This is a genomic window from Massilia oculi (assembly GCF_003143515.1).
Classification (GTDB): Bacteria; Pseudomonadota; Gammaproteobacteria; order Burkholderiales; family Burkholderiaceae_D; genus Telluria; species Telluria oculi.
In genome coordinates, this window is the sequence record NZ_CP029343.1 from 4,804,846 (window position 1) to 4,824,044 (window position 19,199).

Here is a 19,199-nt window from a genome sequence, read left to right on the forward strand (position 1 = left end):
CTGGAGTTTAGATGGCCTTCAAGCCCCTGAGTGCGTTGCGGCGCGGGTTCGTGTTCCTCTGGACCGCGCTCGACGTGACCCGCCGCACCTTCTTCAACCTGCTGTTCCTGCTGATCCTCATCCTGATCGTCGCGATGTTCTTCGGCGGCGGCGTCAAGCCGCTGTCCGAGAAGACGGCGCTGGTGGTCGAGGTGAAGGGCGACCTGGTCGAGCAGTACGAGACCACCTTGCGCGATACGGTGCTCGACAATGTCGGCGGCGACAGCAAGCGGACGGTGCGCCTGCGCGACGTGATCCAGGTGCTGGACAATGCCGCGCGCGATCCCGACATCACGAGCGTGGTGCTGCTGCTGGACGAAATGAACGGCGGCGGCATGGCCATGCTGCGCGAATTCGGCGCCGCGGTGGACCGCGTCAAGAAGGCCGGCAAGACGGTCGTGGCCTGGAGCGGCCAGTACGACCAGAAGCGCTACCTGGTCGCCTCGCACGCCAACGAGGTCTACGTGCATCCGATGGGCATGGTGCTGATCGAAGGCTTCGGCGGGCGCCGCAACTACTACCGCGACGCGCTCGACAAGGTCGGCGTGACGGTCAACCTGGTCAAGGTCGGCACCTACAAGAGCGCGGCCGAGCCGTATATCGCCAACGGCCCGTCGGACGCCGCGCGCGAGGCCGACGCCTTCCTGTACAACGCGATGTGGTCGGGTTACACCGGCCTGGTCGAAAAGAACCGCAAGCTGCCCGACGGGGCGCTCACCAGCATGATCGACACGCTGCCCGAGCGCATGGAAGCGGCCGGCGGCAGCGCCGCCAGGGTCGCCCTGCAGGCCAGGCTGGTCGACGGCCTCAAGACCCGCGACGAGCTGCGCGCGCTGATGGTCAAGCGCGGCGTCTACGAAGAAGACATCAAGTCGTTCCGCCAGATCGGCATGTACGAGTACCTGGCGCGCCACCCGCAGAAGGCCTTCGGCGATGCGGTCGGCGTGATCGTCGCCTCCGGCACCATCACCGACGGCGCCGGCGGTCCCGGCGTGATCGGCGGCCGCGCCACGGCCAACCTGATCCGCCAGGCACGCGAGGACGATTCGATCAAGGCCCTGGTGCTGCGCGTCGATTCTCCCGGCGGCAGCGCCTATGGCTCCGAGTTGATCCGGCGCGAGCTGGAGCTGACGCGCGCCGCCGGCAAGCCGGTGGTGGTGTCGATGGGCAGCGTGGCGGCGTCGGGCGGCTACTGGATCTCGATGGCGTCCGACGAAGTCATCGCCGACCCGGCCACCATCACCGGTTCGATCGGCGTGTTCGCGCTGCTGCCGACCGCCGACAAGGTGGCCGACAAGCTGGGCGTGCGCACCGACGGCGTCACCACCACCTGGCTGGCCGATGCCTACAACCCGCTGCGTCCGCTCGACCCGCGCTTCGAGAAGCTGGTCCAGCAAAGCATCAACAACGTCTATGCCGACTTCACCAGCAAGGCGGCGGCGGCACGCAAGACCACCCAGGCGAAGATCGACGAAGTGGGGCAGGGCCGGGTCTGGACCGGCGCCCAGGCCAAGGAGCGCGGCCTGGTCGACCGCCTGGGCAGCTACAACGACGCGCTGGCCTCGGCCGCCGGCCGCGCCAGGCTGTCCAAGGATTACCGCGTGGTCTACGTCGAGCGTCCGGTCACGCGCGTGGAGCGCTTCCTGCAGATGGCCGGCGCCTCGGCGGCGCAGGCGATGACGATCCAGGTCAAGCTGGGCCTGGTCGAGGGGGCCATCCCGGCCGGCCCGGTCGGCCAGGTGGCGCAGGACATGGCTTTCCTGTCCGAGTTGACGCAGGAACGCAAGCCGTTCGCGGCGGTGGCGCATTGCTTCTGCGGCAACTGGTGATCAATCTTGTAAGCAGTTTGTAACTGATTAATACAGTGTTTCAACGGGCGCGAGCGGAGTCTCGCGCCCGTTTTCCGTTTACGTCGCCTAAATAGGGGCGAACCGTGTAAATCGGTGTTAAGGAGGGAGAGAAATCGTGGTCTCAGCGGAAGAGCAATGTACGTTACGAAACATATCCCGTGAATGGCCCATGCTAAAGTCATCGTGCCCCGTATTGTGCAAGTAGCAAATTTTTCGAGAACAAGGACAAGCATGGACCAGCATCTCCCGCCCCATCCAATCACCGAACGTCCCGCCCGCAGCCGGCGCTCCCGCCTCATCGGCGGCGTGATCGCCGTGCTGTCGATGGTAGCGCTGGGCGGTCTCGCCTGGTGGCTCACCCACCAGCCGGCGGGCGGTCCCGGCGGCGCGGGTGGGCCGGGGATGGCGGCCGGCGGACCTGGCGGCGGGCCGGGCGGGGGACGGGGCCGTCCGGCCACCACGGTCGGCGTCGCGACCGCCCAGCAGGTCGATCTGCCGGTGACCCTGGAGGCGCTCGGCACCGTGGTCGCCGCCGCCACCGCCACCGTGCGTCCGCAGGTGTCGGGCGTGGTCCAGAAGATCCATTTCAGCGAGGGCCAGCTGGTCAAGCAGGGCCAGGTGCTGGCGACGATCGATCCGCGCCCCTTCGAGATGGCCTTGCTGCAGGCGCGCGGCCAGCGCCAGCGCGACGAAGCCCAGTTGGAGAGCGCGCGCCTGATGCTGTCGCGCTACCGCACCCTGCTCGAGCAAGATTCGATCGCGCGCCAGGAAGTTGATACCCAGGCGGCGCTGGTCAAGCAGCTCGAAGGCACGGTGATGACCAACAAGGCGGCCGAAGGCACGGCCCAGCTCAACCTCGACTACGCGACGGTGCGCGCGCCGATCGGCGGCCGGGTCGGCCTGCGCACGGTGGACGTGGGCAACCTGGTCGGCAGCGGCGATGCGAACGGCATCGCCGTCATTACCCAGCTGTCGCCGATCGACGTCGAATTCGCCGTGCCGCAAGACCACTTGCCGGCGCTGCAGGGACGCATCGCGCAGGGCGGCAAGCTGCCGGCCACCGCGCTGGACCGCACCCGCACCGAGGCGCTGGCCAGCGGCAGCTTCATCGCGCTCGACAACCAGGTCGACACCCAGACCGGCACCGTGCGCGCCAAGGCCCGCTTCGCCAATGCCGACAACAAGCTGTTCCCCAGCCAGTTCGTCAACCTGCGCCTGACCGTCGACACCCTGAACGATGCGGTGGTGGTCCCGGTGACGGCGCTGCGCCACGGCGCCAACGGCGACTTCGTCTACGTGCTCGACCCGCAGGCGCGCACCGTGGCGCTGCGCACCGTCCAGCGCGGCCAGGCGAGCGCCGACAAGGTGCAGATCGCCAGCGGCCTGAAGGTGGGCGAGCAGGTGATCACCGAAGGCGCCGACCGCCTGCGCGATGGCGCCAGCGTGGTGTTGCCGGGCGATCGTCCGGCGGGTGCGCGTGGACAGGGACAGGGACAAGGACAAGGACAAGGGCAGGGACGTGGCGAGGGACAAGACCGTCCGGCCCAGGGAGCGCGCCAATGATGTTGCGGCACCGCGATGAGTGCGCGGGGAGCATCCGATGAGTCCCTCCACTCCCTTCATCAACCGCCCGGTCGCCACCGCCTTGCTGATGCTGGCGATCGTGCTCTCGGGCCTGGTCGGCTACCGCTTCCTGCCGCTGTCGGCGCTGCCGCAGGTGGACTTTCCGACGATCCAGGTGCAGACCCTGTACCCGGGCGCCAGTCCCGAGGTCATGGCGCGCACCGTCACCGCGCCGCTGGAGCGCCAGTTCGGCCAGATGGCGGGCCTGACCCGCATGAGTTCCACCAGCGCCGCCGGGGTCTCGATCGTCACCCTGCAGTTCGCGCTGGGCGAGACGCTCGACGTGGCCGAGCAGGAAGTGCAGGCCGCGATCAATGCCGGGGGCTCGCTGCTGCCGACCGACCTGCCGGCGCCGCCGGTCTACGCCAAGGTCAACCCGGCCGACGCGCCGGTGCTGACCCTGGCCATCACCTCGGACACGCTGCCGCTGACCGAGGTGCAGAATCTCGTCAACACGCGCCTGGCGCTCAAGATCAGCCAGGTTTCGGGCGTGGGCCAGGTCTCGCTGTCGGGCGGCCAGCGGCCCGCGGTGCGGATCCAGGCCGACACCGAGGCGCTGGCGTCGTATGGCCTGGGGCTGGACACGCTGCGCACCGCGATCTCCGCCGCCAACGCCAACAGCGCCAAAGGCAGCTTCGACGGCCCGACCCGCTCGTATGCGATCAATGCCAACGACCAGCTGGTCACCGTCCCCGACTACCAGAACCTGATCGTCGCCTACCGCAACGGCGCCCCCGTGAAACTGCTTGATGTAGCGAAGGTCGTCGACAGCGCCGAGAACGTGCGCCTGGGCGCCTGGGCCAATATGAAGCCGGCGATCATCCTCAACGTGCAGCGCCAGCCCGGCGCCAATGTGATCGCCACCGTGGACGCGATCAAGGCGCGCCTGCCCGAGCTGCAGGCCGGCCTGCCGACCGCATTGCGCATGGACGTGCTGAGCGACCGCACCACCGGCATCCGCGCCTCGGTCAAGCACGTGCAGATCGAGCTGCTGCTGGCCGTGGTGCTGGTGGTGCTGGTGATCTTCGCCTTCCTGCACAGCCTGCGCGCGACCATCATCGCCAGTCTCGCCGTGCCGATCTCGCTGATCGGCAGCTTCGGCGCGATGTACCTGCTCGGCTACAGCCTCAACAACCTGTCCCTGATGGCGCTGACGATCGCCACCGGATTCGTGGTCGACGATGCGATCGTCATGATCGAGAATATCGCGCGCTATATCGAGAAGGGCGAAAAGCCGATGGCGGCCGCGATCAAGGGCGCTTCCCAGATCGGCTTCACCATCATTTCGCTGACCGTGTCGCTGATCGCGGTGCTGATTCCGCTGCTGTTCATGGGCGACGTGGTCGGCCGCCTGTTCCGCGAATTCGCCGTGACCCTGGCGATCACGATCCTGATCTCGGGCGTGGTGTCGCTGACGCTGGTGCCGATGATGTCGGCGCGCTGGCTGCGCAGCCACGAGGACGAGAAACCGGGCAAGTTCGCCCATCGCTTCCAGCTGTTTTTCGACCGTGTGATCGCGCGCTACGACGTGATGCTCGGCTGGGTGCTGAAGCGCCAGGGACTGACGCTGCTGGTGGCCTTGGGCACCCTGGTACTGACGGCGCTGATGTGGACGATCATCCCGAAAGGCCTGTTCCCGACCCAGGACACCGGCCAGCTGCAGGCGCGGGTCCAGGCGCGGCAATCGATCTCGTACACCGATATGGCCAAGCTGCAGCAGGAGGCGGCGCGCCAGATCATGCAGGACGCCGAAGTCGCCTCGGTGGCGTCGTATGTCGGCGTCGACGCCGCCAACAACACGATGCTGCACACCGGCACCATGCTGATCAACCTGAAGGCGGACCGCGGCGACCAGCTCGAGACCATGCAGCGCCTGCGCCAGCGCGTGGCCACTGTGGCGGGCCTGCAGCTGTTCCTGCAGCCGACCCAGGATCTGACCATCGACGCCGAGAGCGGCCCGACCCAGTACCGGCTGTCGATCGAAGGCGCCGATGAAGAGACCGTCAACGAGTGGGCGCGCCGGCTGACGCAGAAGATCGGCAGCCTGCCCGAGCTGCGCACGGCGATCACCGATGCCGGCGCCACCGGCGCCGCCGCCTTCATCGACATCGACCGCGACACCGCGTCGCGCCTGTCGATCACGGCGGCGTCGATCGACGACGCGCTGTACAGCGCCTTCGGCCAGCGCATCGTGTCCACCATCTTTACCGAGACCAACCAGTACCGCGTGATCCTGGAGGCGCAGCAGGACGAGACGATGTCGTTCGCCGCCCTCGGCCGCCTGCAGCTGCGCACCGGTTCCGGCCAGCCGACGCCGCTGTCGGCGATCGCCACCATCAGCGAGCGCCAGGCGCCGCTGCAGGTGATCCACGTGGCCCAGTACCCGGCGGCGACGGTCGGCTTCGACACCGCCTCCGGCACCTCGCTGGGGCAGGCCGTGAGCGCGATCCGCGCCGCCGCCGAGGAGATCGGCATGCCGGCCTCGGTCAGCATCACCTTCCTCGGCGCGTCCGGCGCCTACGAGGCGTCGCTGTCGAACCAGCTGTGGCTGATCCTGGCCGCTGTTGTTTGTGTTTATATCGTGCTCGGCGTGCTCTACGAGAGCTACATCCACCCGCTGACGATCCTGTCGACCCTGCCGTCGGCCGGGGTCGGCGCGCTGCTGGCGCTATGGGTCAGCGGGCAGGGTCTGGGCGTGATTGGCATCATCGGTATCATCCTGCTGATCGGCATCGTCAAGAAGAACGCGATCATGATGATCGACTTCGCGATCGAGGCCGAGCGCGAGGAGGGCAAGTCGCCGCTGGACGCCATCCGCCAGGCCGCGCTGCTGCGCTTCCGCCCGATCCTGATGACGACCCTGGCGGCGCTGTTCGCTGCGGTCCCGCTGATGCTGGGCACCGGCGAAGGCGCCGAGCTGCGCCGGCCGCTGGGCCTGGCCATCTTCGGCGGCCTGATCCTGAGCCAGCTGCTGACGCTGTTTACCACCCCGGTGATCTACCTGGCATTCGACCGCACCGCGCGGCGCTGGACCGGCAAGGCGCCGCAAGGTGGTGATAAAGGCGCCGAAGGGGCGGGCGCATGAACCTGTCGCGCCCCTTCGTCGAGCGCCCGATCGCCACGGTCCTGCTGACGATCGGCCTGGCGCTGGCCGGCATCGCGGCCTATTTCGTGCTGCCGGTCGCGCCGTTGCCGCAGGTGGACTATCCGACGATCTCGGTATCGGCCTCGCTGCCCGGCGCCAGTCCGGATACCATGGCCTCCAGCGTGGCCACCCCACTCGAGCGGCGCCTGGGCGTGATCGCCGGGGTCAACGAGATGACCTCGCGCAGCGGCACCGGCTCGACCCGGATCAACCTGCAGTTCGAGCTCAATCGCCAGATCGACGCCGCCGCACGCGAGGTGCAGGCGGCGATCAACGCCTCGCGCGCCGACCTGCCGGCCACCCTGCGCAGCAATCCGACCTACAGGAAGGCCAATCCGTCGGATGCGCCGGTGATCATTCTCGCGCTGACCTCGAAGACGAAATCGCCGGCGCAGATCTACGATTCGGTGTCGAACCTGGTGCAGCAGCGCCTGGCCCAGGTGAAAGGCGTGGGCGAGGTGGAGATCGGCGGCGGCTCGCTGCCCGCGGTCCGGATCGAGCTGGTGCCGTATGCGATGAACCGCTATGGGGTCTCGAGCGAGGACGTGCGCGCCGCGATCCAGGCCAGCAATCCGAACCGCCCGAAAGGCGAGATCGAGGGCAATGGCAACCGGCTGCAGATCTACTCGCAGCCGGCTGGCGGCGACGGCCGCAGCGCCAGCGACTATCGTGACCTGGTGGTGGCCTGGCGCGACGGCGCCGCCGTGCGCCTGTCGGACGTGGCCACCGTGTTCGACGGCCCCGAGAACATCTACACGCTGGGGTTGTTCAACGGCCAGCCGGCGGTGATCGTCCTGATCACGCGCCAGCCCGACGCCAACGTGATCGAGACCGTGGACGGCATCCGCGACCTGCTGCCGTCGCTGCAGGCCCAGCTTCCCGGCGACATCAACCTGGCGGTGGCCTCGGACCGCACCAACTCGATCCGCGCCTCCCTGCACGAGATCGAGTTCACCCTGGTGCTGTCGATCGTGCTGGTGGTGGCGGTGGTCAGCGTGTTCCTGCGCTCCCTGCGCGCCACGGTGGTGCCGGCGGTGGCCACTGTGGTGTCGCTGCTGGGCACCTTCGGCGTGATGTACGCGCTCGGCTTCTCGCTCAACAACCTGTCGCTGATGGCCTTGACGGTGGCCGCCGGCTTCGTCGTCGACGACGCCATCGTGGTGCTGGAAAACACCGCGCGCCATATCGAGAACGGCATGGACCGCATGCAGGCCGCGCTGCTGGGCGCGCGCGAAGTGGGCTTCACCGTGCTGTCGATCTCGCTGTCGCTGGTGGCGGTGTTCATTCCGCTGCTGTTCATGGGCGGGCAGGTGGGTCGCCTGTTCCGCGAATTCGCGGTGACGCTGTCGGCGGCGGTGCTGATCTCGCTGGTGATTTCGCTGACCACGACGCCGATGATGTGCGCCTGGCTGCTGCGCAAGGAAGACCCGCACAAGAAGCCGGGTCGCCTCTCACGCTGGTCCGAGAAGGGTTTTGCGCGCGTGCTGCGCGTCTACGAGCACGCGCTCGACTGGGCGCTGGACAGCAAGTTCCTGGTGATGATCATCCTGCTGTTCACCGTGGCGCTGAACGTCTACCTGTTCTCCAGCGCCCCGAAAGGCTTTTTCCCGCAGCAGGATTCGGGCCAGATGAACGGCGGCATCCGCGCCGACCAGAGCATCTCGTCGGCGGCGATGCAGCAGAAGATCTACCAGCTGGTCGAGATCATCCGCAAGGATCCGGCGGTGGAGACGGTCGTCGCCTTCACCGGCGGCGGCCGCGCCGGCGGCGGTTTCATGTTCGTCAACCTGAAGCCGGTGGGCGAGCGCGACGTCGCGGCCCAGGCCGTGATTGCGCGCCTGCGTCCGCAGATGGCGAAGGTCACCGGCATCACGATCTTCCTCAATCCGGTGCAGGACCTGCGCATGGGCGGGCGCTCGAGCAACTCCACCTACCAGTACACGCTCAAGAGCGACAGTGCCGAGGCGCTCAAGCTGTGGGCGGCGCGCCTGGGCGAGGCCATGAAGGCCCAGCCGGCGCTGGTCGACATCGATACCGACCTGGAGGAAAACGGCGTGGAGACCTTCGTCACCATCGACAAGGAGACGGCGGCGCGCCTGGGCATCAGCACGCGCGACGTCACCAATGCCCTTTACAACGCCTTCGGCCAGCGTCAGGTGGCGAACATCTACGATGAGCTGAACCAGTACCATGTGGTGATGGGGGTGGCCCAGCAATACGCGCAGTCGCCGGAAGCCCTGAAGGACGTGTACGTGCCGGCGCGGCCGACCGGTGGAGCCTCGGGCGTGGTGTCCTCGACCACCGGCACGGCGGCGGCGGCCGGCGCGGCGGGCGCGGCGACGTCGGCGACGGCCAGCCTGACCGCGGCGCGCGATCCGTCCGGCGGCCAGGCACTTGCCGGCAGCGCCGCCACCATGGTGCCGCTGAGCGCGATCGCGCGCTTCGCCGAGAGCGCCACGCCGACCTCGGTCAGCCACGAGGACGGCGAGCTGGCGACCACCGTGTCGTACAACCTGAATCAAGGCTTCACGCTGGCCGACGGCGAGGCGGCGGTGCGCCAGGCCGAGGCCGACATCGGCATGCCGATCAACGTGCGCGGCAGCTTCGCGGGCGCCGCGGCCGCGGCGCAGGAATCGAGCAAGGAGCAGCCACTGCTGATCCTGGCCGCCATCATCGTCATCTACATCGTGCTGGGCATCCTGTACGAAAGCCTGGTGCACCCGGTGACCGTGCTGTCGACCCTGCCGTCGGCCGGCGTCGGCGCGGTGCTGGCGCTGCTGCTGTTCAAGATGGAATTCTCGATCATCGCCCTGATCGGGGTGTTCCTGCTGATCGGCATCGTCAAGAAGAACGCGATCCTGATCATCGACTTCGCGCTCGAAGCCGAAAGGGCGCGCGGCCTGTCCGCGACCGAGGCGGTGCGCGAGGCCTGCATGCTGCGCTTCCGCCCGATCCTGATGACGACCCTGGCCGCCGCCCTGGGCGCGCTGCCGCTGGCGATCGGCTTCGGCGAAGGCTCGGAGTTGCGCCGCCCGCTGGGCATCGCCATCATCGGCGGCCTGGTCGCGAGCCAGCTCCTGACCCTGCTCACCACGCCGGTGGTCTACGTCCTGCTCGACAAGCTGCGCACGCGCAAACCCGATGAACACAATCTGACCCGTCACCCTCACGACGAGGGCGGCCCGTCCCTGGCCAAACATTGATCACTATGCGACAACAGCTTCCATTCCGTCTTTCCCTGCTCGCCCTTGCCGGTGCCCTTGCCACCACCTTGGCCGGCTGCGCCGTCGGCCCCGCGTATGAACGGCCGGACCCGCTTGCCGCCGGCGCCGCGCTGCCGGGAAGCTACAAGGAGGCCGAAGGCTGGGTCCCGGCCGCGCCGGCCGACGCGCTCGAGCGCGGCCCCTGGTGGACCCTGTTCGAAGACCCCGAGCTCGATCGCCTGGCCAGGCGGGTCGAATCCGCCAACCAGAACGTGGCGGTGGCGGTCGCCAACTATGCCCAGGCGCGCGCGCTGGTGGCGCAGCAGCGCGCCTCGCTGTTCCCGGTGGTGACGCTGGGCGCGGGCGCGGACCGCGCCGGCGGGGGCGACGATAGCGTCAACCGCGGCGCGAACAGTTCCTACCGCCTGCAGATCGGGGCCAGCTGGGAGCCGGACGTGTTCGGCCGCCTGAGGAATGCCGTGACCGGCGCCGAGGCCAGCGCGCAGGCCACCGCCGCCGACCTGGCCAACGCCGTCCTCGCGGCCCAGGGCGAGCTGGCGATCAACTACTTCTCGCTGCGCCAGACCGACGCCCAGCGCGAGATGCTGGCCTCGACCATCGAAGGCTACGAGCGCGTGCTGCAAATCACCTCGAACCGCTTCGAGGCCGGCATCGCGGCGCGCTCCGACGTGCTGCAGGCCCAGACCCAGCTCGCCAATGCGCGCAGCGAGGCGCTCGGTCTGCAGAACCAGCGCGCCCAGCTCGAGCACGCGATCGCGGTGCTGGTCGGCCGGACCCCCTCAAGCTTCGCCCTGCCGCCGGCGCCATGGCATGTGTCGGTGCCGGACGTGCCGGTCGGCGTGCCCTCGACGCTGCTGCAGCGCCGTCCCGACATCGCCGCCGCCGAACGCGACGTGGCGGCGGCCAATGCCGACATCGGCATCGCGCGCTCCGCCTACTTCCCGAACTTCGGCCTGTCCGCTTCGTACGGCAACAATACGAGCCGCGTGGGCGACTTGTTCTCGGCGTCCGCCGCGGCCTGGTCGTTCGGCCTGTCGGCGGCCCAGACCCTCTTCAATGCCGGCGCCACACGGGCCAGCGTCGAAGGCGCCGAGGCGCGCCACCAGGCGACCGTGGCGCGCTACCGCCAGGTGGCCCTGGACGCCTTCGCCGCGGTCGAGAACGGCCTGGCCGCCACCCGCGTGCTGGAACAGCAGCAGCAATTGCGCGCCGAGGCGGCCGAGGCGGCCGGCCTGGTCGAAGAGCAGATCCTGAACCGCTACAAGGGGGCAGGTCGGTTATACCGAGGTAGTGCAGGCCCAGGTGACGGCCCTGAACGCGCGCCGCTCGCTGGTGCAGGTGCAGGCCGACCGCCAGACGGCGGCGGTGTCGCTGATCCAGGCGCTGGGCGGTGGTTGGCAGGAAAGCAGGCTGGCGGACGCCGCGCAGTAATCACGCGCCAGGCATTACAATGCTGCGATTATCGATAGTCACGCACAGGCCATGAAAAACTGGATCAATCGCATGTTGAGCGGCGCCGACAAGGCGCCCGACACCAACGCCTCTGCTGCGCAGGTCGAGGCGGCGGAAGATGACTACGGCGTCCAGGTCGACGCCGCCTATTACCGCTGGCTGACCGCATCCGGCGGTTACCAGGCGGGAGCAGACGTCGAGGAACATGTCCTCGAGCTCGTGCGCACGCTCGCGGCCGACCCGTTGGCCGCCAGCGGCCTGGTGCCGCGCATCCCCGAGCTGATCCCCAAGCTGCTGCGCGACCTGGCCGACGACGACGTCTCGACCGGAAACCTGGCGCGCCAGGTCGAGCAGGACCTGGTGCTGGTGGCCGAGGTGATCCGCGAGGCCAACAGCGCCTATTACCGGCCGCTGCAGGCGGTGAAGTCGCTCGACGCCGCCCTGATGATGATCGGCCAGAACGGCCTGCGCATGCTGCTGGCCCGGATCGCCTTCCGGCCCCTGATCAGGATGGCTGACCAGGGCTTCGCGCGCCAGGCGGCGCCGCTGGTCTGGAACCAGTCCGAGAAGTGCGCGCTGGCCTCGAGCCTGATGGCGCCGGGCCTGGGCGCCGGCGTGTTCGAAGCCTACCTTGCCGGGCTGATGCAGAACCTGGGGCTGGTGGTGGCCTTCCGCCTGGCGGAGCGGGCTGTCGAGAATGGCAAGATGCCCGGTTCGAGCGAATTCGGCCGGCGCCTGTTCGACGTCAGTCGCGACCTGTCGTCGACCATCGCCGCCCACTGGGAATTCCCGCCCGACGTGGTGGAAGCGATCGCCAGCGTCGGCCAGCCGGATGCGTCGCCGCTGGCGCAGACGCTCGAACGCGGCGACCGGATCGCCAAGCTGCGGCTGCTGCTCGACGCCCACGTGGTGCAAGAGGACGACGCGCTCGTGACCGAGGGACTGGACAGTTTCGAGCGCCGCTGCCTGGGCAAGCTGAGCGATCTACCGGGGTGAACTAGCGCATCGCAGCGCGTTTTTTCGGGAGGATAGTGCCATGACAATGACCGCCGAACACCTGGCCGAGCTGCACGAGGCCAAGCGCCTGCTGGAGCATCCCGGCCTGGCTGCGCGCATCAGCAACCTGGTCGGCTCGCCGATCGAGGCGGCCATCGAGCGCCTGCCGGCGCCGTGGCAGAAGAAGGTGGGCGGGGCCACGGAACATGCGCTGCAGTATGCGCTGACGGGAGCGCTGTCCACGATGCCCGATGGCGGCAGGGAGGCATCGTACCCGCGCCTGCACAAGTTCGCGGCGAGCGTGTCGGGCGGCGTGGGCGGCGTCTTCGGCCTGCCCGGATTGCTGGTCGACTTGCCGCTGTCCACCGTCATCATGCTGCGTTCGATCGCCGAAATCGCGCGCGCCAATGGCGAGCGTGTGCAAGATGTGGAGACCCGGCTGGAATGCCTGCGCGTGCTGGCCATGGGCGGACCGAGCGGAGGTGACGACGCCGCCGATTCGGGCTATTTCGCGATGCGCATCGCGCTGGCGCGGGCGGTGAGCGAAGCGGCCCAGGCCCTGGCGGCCAGGTCGGTGAACGCCGCCACCACGCCGGCCTTGCTGCGCCTGATCGCCACGGTGGCGGCGCGCTTCCAGGTGCACGTGACCCAGAAGGCGGCCGCGATGCTGGTGCCGGCCCTGGGCGCCGTGGGCGGCGCGACCATCAACCTGCTGTTCGTCGACCATTTCCAGAACATGAGCCGCGGCCACTTCGCGGTGCGGCGGCTGGAGCGCCTGTACGGCGAGGGAGCGGTGCGCCGGCAGTACGAGGCGATCGTCCTGACCGACGAGCCGGCGGGTTTGCTCACGTAGGGCAAATTCTGTTACGCCCGCTCTCCTTGGCGGTATATAACATCGCATCCGCGCGCAGGAACAGCGCGTTCTCGCTGCGGTGCTCGGGGAAGGCGGCCAGGCCGCCGCTGAACGAAAAACGCCGCGCCTCGCCCGGCGCGACCTGGAACTCGACCGCGCCGAAGGCCTGGCGCAGCGCATCGAGCCGGCGCCACGCCGCGTCGAGCGTGCAATCCCAGAACACGAGCACGAATTCCTCGCCGCCGAAGCGCGCCAGCAGGTCGCGCTCGCCCATCTGCGGCGCCAGGCACAGGCACAGGCGCTTGATGACGATGTCCCCGAAGTGGTGGCCCCAGGTGTCGTTGATGGTCTTGAACTTGTCGATGTCGATCACGCCGAAGGCGAGCTGCTTGCGCTCGAGCGTGGCTTGCCGGATCAGGTCTTGCGTCTTGCGCTGCAGGCCGACCTTGTTCAGGAGGCCGGTGGCGCGGTCCTTGCCGATCAGGTCCTTGCTGACGCGGATCCTGGCGGCGCGGTTGGCCAGCTGGGCCTCGACCAGGCCGGAGGGGGCCTGCAGCACCGTGTCGAAGCCGTCGCCGAGCGCGCGCCGCGCCAGCGCGTCGTCGGGGCGGCGCTGCAGCAGCACGATCTCGCGTACCGGATCGGCCTCGATATTCTTCTTCATGACCCGCGCCAGCGCGTCCAGGCGACGGTACTCGTCGTCTGCGATCACCACCAGGTCGGGCTGCAGCTCTTTAACGCGCAGGTGCAGCGTGGTCGGGTCCGGGTGGTGGACGACCTCGACCCGCTGCGCCAGCAGCGCCGTCGCATCCAGGCCGTCCGGCGCGCCGAGGTAGACCAGCGACACCGGGTCGCCGCGCCCGGTGCGCACGAACAGGTTGAACAGCTTGTCGACCAGGACGTCGTTGGCGATCGGCTTTTCGGCATACGCCAGGCAGTTGCTGTCCACCAGGCGCTGCTGGAGCAGGAAGCGGCTGCCCTGGCGGCCCGATTGGAGATAGACATACGAATGCTCGCGCGGCAGCCGTTCGAGCAGCTCGCCCAGCATCAGTGTCTTGCGGCTGTCGTGCAGGTCGGCCTGCATATTGTGCAGGGCGTCGAGGTCGATCACGAACAGGCTGCCGTCGCGGCCGGCCGCGACGGCGGCGGCGGTGAATTCGGCGACTTCGCTGAAAAATGCGATGTCAAAATCGTATTTGTGCGCGTGCAGCAGCAGTTCGGCGCGGTTGTCCTTGATGAAGAAGCTCTGGGAGAGGAAGAGGACCTGGTGACGGTACAAGGGGGCCTCGGTGCTCATGTCTGCCTGCCTTTTTCTGCATAATGTGACATCTTGCCACGCCAATATGACGCGATGTTGACGCCATCGGGACGGCCGTCAATACGGCAGAAAACCTGACGGCCACGACGCAACGGGGCTATACTCGCGCATTGTTTTTTTCATCCCGGGGACTTGTCTTGTTCAAATCGATCGTCCTGCCCGTCGCCCTTCTTGGCGCGGCGAGCGCCGCCTTCGCCGACGAAGGCCAGTGGCAACCGCACCAGCTGCCGCAACTGAAATCCGAACTGAAACGCATCGGCATCACCATCCCGGCCGAGAAGCTGGCCGACCTGGGCAAGCATCCGATGAGCGCCATTGTCTCGCTGGGAGGCTGTTCGGCGTCCTTCGTGTCGCCCGACGGCCTGGTGGTGACCAACCACCACTGCGCCTATGGCGCCATCCAGCGCAACGCCACCCCCGAGAGGAACTACATCGTCGACGGCTTCCTGGCCAAGACCCGCGCCGACGAACTGCCGGGCGGCCCGAACACCCTGGTGTACGTGACCGAGAAGGTCGAGAACGTGACCGGGCGCGTGCTCCAGGGTCTTACTCCCGCCATGTCGGGCAGCGAGCGCCATGCGCTGGTCGAGTCGCGCATCAAGGCCCTGGTGGCGGAGTGCGAAACCGACAAGTCGACGCGCTGCTCGGTGCCGGCCTTCCACCGCGGCCTGGAGTACTACCGCATCAAGCAGCTGATGATCCGCGACGTGCGCCTGGTGTACGCGCCGTCCGACCGCATCGGCAACTACGGCGGCGACATCGACAACTACGAGTGGCCGCGCCACGTGGGCGACTACGCCTTCTACCGCGCCTACGTCGGCAAGGATGGCCGTCCGGCCGACCCGTCGCCCGACAACGTGCCCTACAAGTCGAAGGATTTCCTGGTGGTGTCGGCCGAAGGCCTGAAGAACGGCGATCCGATCCTGCTGGCCGGCTATCCGGGACGCACCAGCCGCTACAAGCTGCCGAGCGAGATCCGCTTCGCGCGCGACGTCGACCTGCCGGCCAAGGCCGCGACCATCACCGCCGACCTGTCGGTGATCGCCGCCGCGACCCAGGGCAATCCGGCCTGGAGAGTCGCCTACGCGAGCGTCGACAAGGGCCTGAACAACGTGCTCAAGAAGACCAGGGGGCTGCTGGACGGCTTCGCGCGCAAGGACATCGCCGCCATCAAGGACGTGCAGGATGCCGAGTTCCGCGCCTGGCAGAAGGCGCATGCGGATGGCAACGCCGGCCTGCTGTCCGAACTGGATGCGGTGATCGCCGAGGACATGGCGCTGCAGCGCCAGGAAGCCGCCTGGCTCGAAGCGACCCACAGCGACCTGCTCAAGAGCGCGCGCACCCTGTACCGCCTGGCGCTGGAACGCCGGAAACCGGACGCCGAGCGCGAGAGCGGCTACCAGGAACGCGACCTGGGCTTCATCAAGGCGCGCCTGACCCGCCTGGAGCAGTCGTTCGTGCCCGGCGTCGACCAGGCACGCTACGCCGCGGCCCTGGCGCGCTACGCCCGCATCGACGCCAAGGTGCGCCCGCAAGGCGTGGACGCGCTGCTGCCGGCGCAGGATGCGCTCTCTGGCATGTACAAGGCCAGCCAGCTGTCGGACACCGCCACGCGCCTGGCCTGGATCGGCAAGGACGCCGATGCCTTCCGCAAGTCGAACGATCCGTTCATCCAGCTGGCGGTGCGCCTGCACGACGCCGGCATGGCGCTGGAAGAGCGCCGCAACGAAATCGACGGCAACCTGGAACGCGTGATCCCGCAATACATGGCGGCCGTGATCGCGTGGAAGAAATCGCAGGGCAAGCCGGTCTACCCGGACGCCAACTCGACCCTGCGCGTGACCTACGGCACCGTGGCGCCGTTCTCGCCGCGCGACGGCCTGGTCAAGGGGCCGTTCACCACCGTCGAAGGCATCCTGGAAAAGGAGACCGGCAAGGATCCATTCATCGTGCCGGCCCCGCTCAAGCAGGCGATCGAGGGCAAGCGCTACGGCGTGTTCAAGGACCGGGCGCTGGGCACGGTGCCGGTCAACTTCCTGTCGAGCGCCGACACCACCGGCGGCAACTCGGGGTCGGCCGTGATGAACGGGAAGGGCGAACTGATCGGCCTGAACTTCGATTCGACCTATGAGTCGATCACCAAGGACTGGTACTTCGACACCGCCATCACGCGCGCGATCCACGTCGACATCCGCTACATGCTGTGGGTGATGAAGGAAGTCGACCATGCCGACAACCTGCTCAAGGAAATGACGATCAAGTATCCGAAGAAGTAATTCGGGACGTCGCCCAACGGTGCACTTGCACGCTGAATTGCACCATGCACGTCGTTCCCGCGGAGGCGGGAACCCCAGTTTTGCGAGCGTTGTCGGGCTGCACGCAAGCTTGGGTCCCCGCCCGCGCGGGGACGACGGTTCTTCCGCCAACAAGAATGAACGAACCCCTCATCCTCGCCGGCCTCACGACTTCGCCGCTGGAACTGATCTCCTTCCTGCTGGCCGTCACCACCGTCGTGCTCAACATCCGCCAGAAGCACTGGGCCTGGCTGTTCTCGATCGCTTCGTCCGCGACCTATGCGGTGGTGTTCTACGACGCGCGCCTGTACGGCGACATGGGACTGCAGTTCGTGTTCATCGCAGCCTCGGTCTGGGGCTGGTACCAGTGGCTGCACGGCGCCGCGGGCGCCAGTGCGGCGCCGCTGGCGCCCACCTTCCTGAAACCGGGCGGGCGCGCCTGGTCGCTGGCGGCCTGGCTGGCTGGCTTCGTGCTGCTGTCGACCTTCCTCGACAACTTCACCGACACCGACGTGCCGCACGCGGACGGCTTCCTGACCGCCGGCAGCCTGGTCGGCCAGCTGCTGCTGGCGAAGAAAAAGGTCGAGAACTGGCATGTGTGGATCGCGGTCGACATCCTGTACGTCGGCCTCTACCTGTACAAGGGCCTGGTGCTGACCGCCGTGCTGTATGGCGTGTTCGTGCTGCTGGCGATCGCCGGCCTGCGCACCTGGTCCGCGCTGGCGCGCAAGGCATCATGAGCGCGGTGCAGCGGATCGCCATCCTGGGCGCCGAGTCGTCCGGCAAGTCGACCTTGTCCGAAGCCCTGGCGCGCCAATACGGCACGCTGTGGGTGCCCGAATACCTGCGCGAATTCGTCGATACGCTGGGACGGGTGCCGTACGAGGAAGACCAGTATGGCATCGCGCTGACCCAGCGCGCGCGCGAGGATGCCGCGGCGGGGGAAGCCGTCCGTTTCCTTTTTTGCGACACCACGCCCTTGATGACGGCGCTGTACAGCCGCGTGTATTGGGGCAGGGTGGATGCGCAACTGGCGCTGCTGGACGCGCGCCACGACTACGCCTGGACCTTCGTCACCGCACCCGACACCCCGTGGGAGCCGGACGGCCTGCAGCGCGAATCGGAAGAGGTGCGCCAGATGGTGCACCGGATGCTGGTGGAGACGCTGGCCGCGCGCGGCATCCCCTGCACCTTGCTGGCCGGCGACCTGCCGCACCGGATGCGGCAGGTTCGGGGGCTGCTCGGCCAGGCCTGATGTTCAGGCCTTCGGCAGGCCCGCCGCCAGGTCGAGCCACGACTGCGGCTGCGGCTTGCCGCGCTCGCGCACGCCGAAGAAGGTCACCACCAGTTCGCCCTGGTCGTCGAAGAACTCGACCGAGGTGACGCCGGCGCGGCGCACCACGTAGCCGCTCCTGAAGGCGCTGTCGCGCAGGTGCAGGTTGAAGTCGGGATCGAGCACGTTGAACCAGCCTTCGGCCGCCATCACCCTGTTCACCTTGCCGCTGTAGATCTGGGTCAGCGCCCCATTGCCGAGGAAGGCCATGATCGCGACCCCGTCCTTGGCCGCATCCTCGAGCAGCTTGCGCACCGCTCGCGGCGTCACTTTCTGCACCACGCCGGCCGGGGCCAGGCGCAGCGCCTGCTCGCGCGTCAGGCCGAATTCCAACACGATGCGGTTGAACTGGTGGACGTCGGTCATCTCTTGCCAGGCAGTCTGGAATTCCTTGACGTCGATCGCACTGTCGGGCTTTTCGGCGGGCTTCGGCGCGGCGGCCGCCACGTCCAGCTGCGCGCCCTGGCTCGGATGGCGGAAGTCCGCCACCAGCTTGTCGAACACCGCAACATTGGCGTCGTCGCGCAGGTAGAGCTTATGCACGGCGTTGCCGCTGGCGTCGAAGAACTGCAGGCTGCGGTTGATGGCGCCGTCGCGGCCGGGCTGGGTCACGGCGAAGGCGTACTTCCATTTGGCGAACTGGAAGCGCAGGTCGATCGGGCCGCCCAGGTAGCCGCCGGCGATGTTCAGGTTGCGGGCCTCGCGTTCTGCTTCGTCGGCGCTGCCTTGCTCGGCCTGCTTCGGGATGCGCATGGCGGTGCCGGTGGTTTCGATCACGCCGTTCTCGTTGCGCGTGAGCGCCATCACCTTGCCCAGGTCGAGGGCGCGGCGCATGATCTCGCGCGGCGCGTGGTCGGTTTCCTTCAGGCGCACCACGGTGCTCTTGACGCCTGTGGCGAGCAGCTCGGCTTCGGATACCTTCAGCTGGCGCGCGGCGTCGCGCATCTGCAGGCGCGGCTGCCTGGCTTTCAGCTCAGCCCATTGCTGCGCCAGTTGCGGGGCGGCTTGCGCCGGGGTCAAGGCCAGGGCAATGGCTGCGGCCAGGAGGTGACGGGTGAGTTTCATGAGGTTG

Annotated in this window: 11 protein-coding genes and 1 pseudogene; 10 read left to right on the plus strand and 2 right to left on the minus strand. The window is 68.1% G+C overall.

Annotated features, from left to right (window positions below; translation table 11 throughout):
* Positions 1-11 precede the first annotated feature (11 nt).
* From sppA to DIR46_RS21780, 7 genes and pseudogenes are all read left to right on the plus strand, one after another.
* Complete coding sequence (sppA, locus tag DIR46_RS21750) at positions 12-1,868, plus strand: signal peptide peptidase SppA (protein ID WP_109347105.1); 1,857 nt, start codon at positions 12-14, stop codon at positions 1,866-1,868.
* Positions 1,869-2,120: 252 nt separating this feature from the next.
* Positions 2,121-3,452, plus strand: coding sequence for an efflux RND transporter periplasmic adaptor subunit (locus DIR46_RS21755; protein ID WP_109347106.1), 1,332 nt, complete (start codon positions 2,121-2,123; stop codon positions 3,450-3,452).
* Positions 3,453-3,489: 37 nt separating this feature from the next.
* Positions 3,490-6,597, plus strand: a complete 3,108-nt coding sequence (locus DIR46_RS21760; protein ID WP_109347107.1) for an efflux RND transporter permease subunit — start codon at positions 3,490-3,492, stop codon at positions 6,595-6,597.
* Positions 6,594-9,860, plus strand: coding sequence for an efflux RND transporter permease subunit (locus tag DIR46_RS21765; RefSeq protein WP_109347108.1), 3,267 nt, complete (start codon positions 6,594-6,596; stop codon positions 9,858-9,860). Before DIR46_RS21760 ends, DIR46_RS21765 begins: the two co-directional genes overlap by 4 nt.
* A 5-nt stretch (positions 9,861-9,865) precedes the next feature.
* Positions 9,866-11,312: pseudogene (locus DIR46_RS21770) on the plus strand (efflux transporter outer membrane subunit).
* Between the two features lie 51 nt (positions 11,313-11,363).
* Positions 11,364-12,329 (plus strand): HDOD domain-containing protein, encoded by a 966-nt coding sequence (locus tag DIR46_RS21775; protein WP_109347109.1) that lies wholly within the window; start codon positions 11,364-11,366, stop codon positions 12,327-12,329.
* 40 nt (positions 12,330-12,369) lie between these two features.
* The gene (locus DIR46_RS21780; protein ID WP_109347110.1) at positions 12,370-13,182 is read left to right on the plus strand and encodes an EcsC family protein; all 813 of its coding nucleotides are present in this window, start codon (positions 12,370-12,372) and stop codon (positions 13,180-13,182) included.
* On the opposite strand, the gene DIR46_RS21785 is transcribed toward DIR46_RS21780, so the two are convergent.
* Entirely contained in the window at positions 13,175-14,479 is a 1,305-nt protein-coding gene (locus tag DIR46_RS21785) for a GGDEF domain-containing protein (protein ID WP_109347111.1), read from the minus strand. The genes DIR46_RS21780 and DIR46_RS21785 overlap by 8 nt on opposite strands.
* A gap of 158 nt (positions 14,480-14,637) precedes the next feature.
* On the opposite strand from DIR46_RS21785, the gene DIR46_RS21790 reads away from it, so the two are divergent.
* The 3 genes from DIR46_RS21790 to DIR46_RS21800 all read left to right on the plus strand — a co-directional run bounded on the left by DIR46_RS21790 (position 14,638) and on the right by DIR46_RS21800 (position 18,049).
* Positions 14,638-16,776 carry a S46 family peptidase gene (locus DIR46_RS21790; protein WP_109347112.1) on the plus strand — a complete coding sequence of 713 codons (2,139 nt, stop codon included), beginning with the start codon at positions 14,638-14,640 and terminating at the stop codon, positions 16,774-16,776.
* A gap of 155 nt (positions 16,777-16,931) precedes the next feature.
* Positions 16,932-17,534: a nicotinamide riboside transporter PnuC gene (gene pnuC / locus DIR46_RS21795; RefSeq protein ID WP_109347113.1), complete on the plus strand. Its 603-nt coding sequence runs from the start codon at positions 16,932-16,934 to the stop codon at positions 17,532-17,534.
* A complete protein-coding gene (locus DIR46_RS21800) occupies positions 17,531-18,049 on the plus strand; it encodes an AAA family ATPase (protein ID WP_109347114.1) in 519 nt (172 codons plus the stop codon). Before pnuC ends, DIR46_RS21800 begins: the two co-directional genes overlap by 4 nt.
* Before the next feature lie 3 nt (positions 18,050-18,052).
* Here DIR46_RS21800 and DIR46_RS21805 read toward each other — a convergent pair whose 3' ends face one another.
* Positions 18,053-19,192, minus strand: coding sequence for a hemin-degrading factor (locus tag DIR46_RS21805; protein ID WP_109347115.1), 1,140 nt, complete (start codon positions 19,190-19,192; stop codon positions 18,053-18,055).
* Positions 19,193-19,199: the final 7 nt, after the last annotated feature.

Excerpts from the sequence above, each read along its gene's own strand:
- DIR46_RS21800 (WP_109347114.1), top strand. The coding sequence starts at position 17,531 with ATGAGCGCGGTGCAGCGGATCGCCATCCTGGGCGCCGAGTCGTCCGGC.
- DIR46_RS21780 (WP_109347110.1), top strand. The coding sequence starts at position 12,370 with ATGACAATGACCGCCGAACACCTGGCCGAGCTGCACGAGGCCAAGCGC.
- pnuC (WP_109347113.1), top strand. The coding sequence starts at position 16,932 with ATGAACGAACCCCTCATCCTCGCCGGCCTCACGACTTCGCCGCTGGAA.
- DIR46_RS21765 (WP_109347108.1), top strand. The coding sequence starts at position 6,594 with ATGAACCTGTCGCGCCCCTTCGTCGAGCGCCCGATCGCCACGGTCCTG.
- sppA (WP_109347105.1), top strand. The coding sequence starts at position 12 with ATGGCCTTCAAGCCCCTGAGTGCGTTGCGGCGCGGGTTCGTGTTCCTC.
- DIR46_RS21775 (WP_109347109.1), top strand. The coding sequence starts at position 11,364 with ATGAAAAACTGGATCAATCGCATGTTGAGCGGCGCCGACAAGGCGCCC.
- DIR46_RS21760 (WP_109347107.1), top strand. The coding sequence starts at position 3,490 with ATGAGTCCCTCCACTCCCTTCATCAACCGCCCGGTCGCCACCGCCTTG.
- DIR46_RS21805 (WP_109347115.1), bottom strand. The coding sequence starts at position 19,192 with ATGAAACTCACCCGTCACCTCCTGGCCGCAGCCATTGCCCTGGCCTTG.
- DIR46_RS21755 (WP_109347106.1), top strand. The coding sequence starts at position 2,121 with ATGGACCAGCATCTCCCGCCCCATCCAATCACCGAACGTCCCGCCCGC.
- DIR46_RS21785 (WP_109347111.1), bottom strand. The coding sequence starts at position 14,479 with ATGAGCACCGAGGCCCCCTTGTACCGTCACCAGGTCCTCTTCCTCTCC.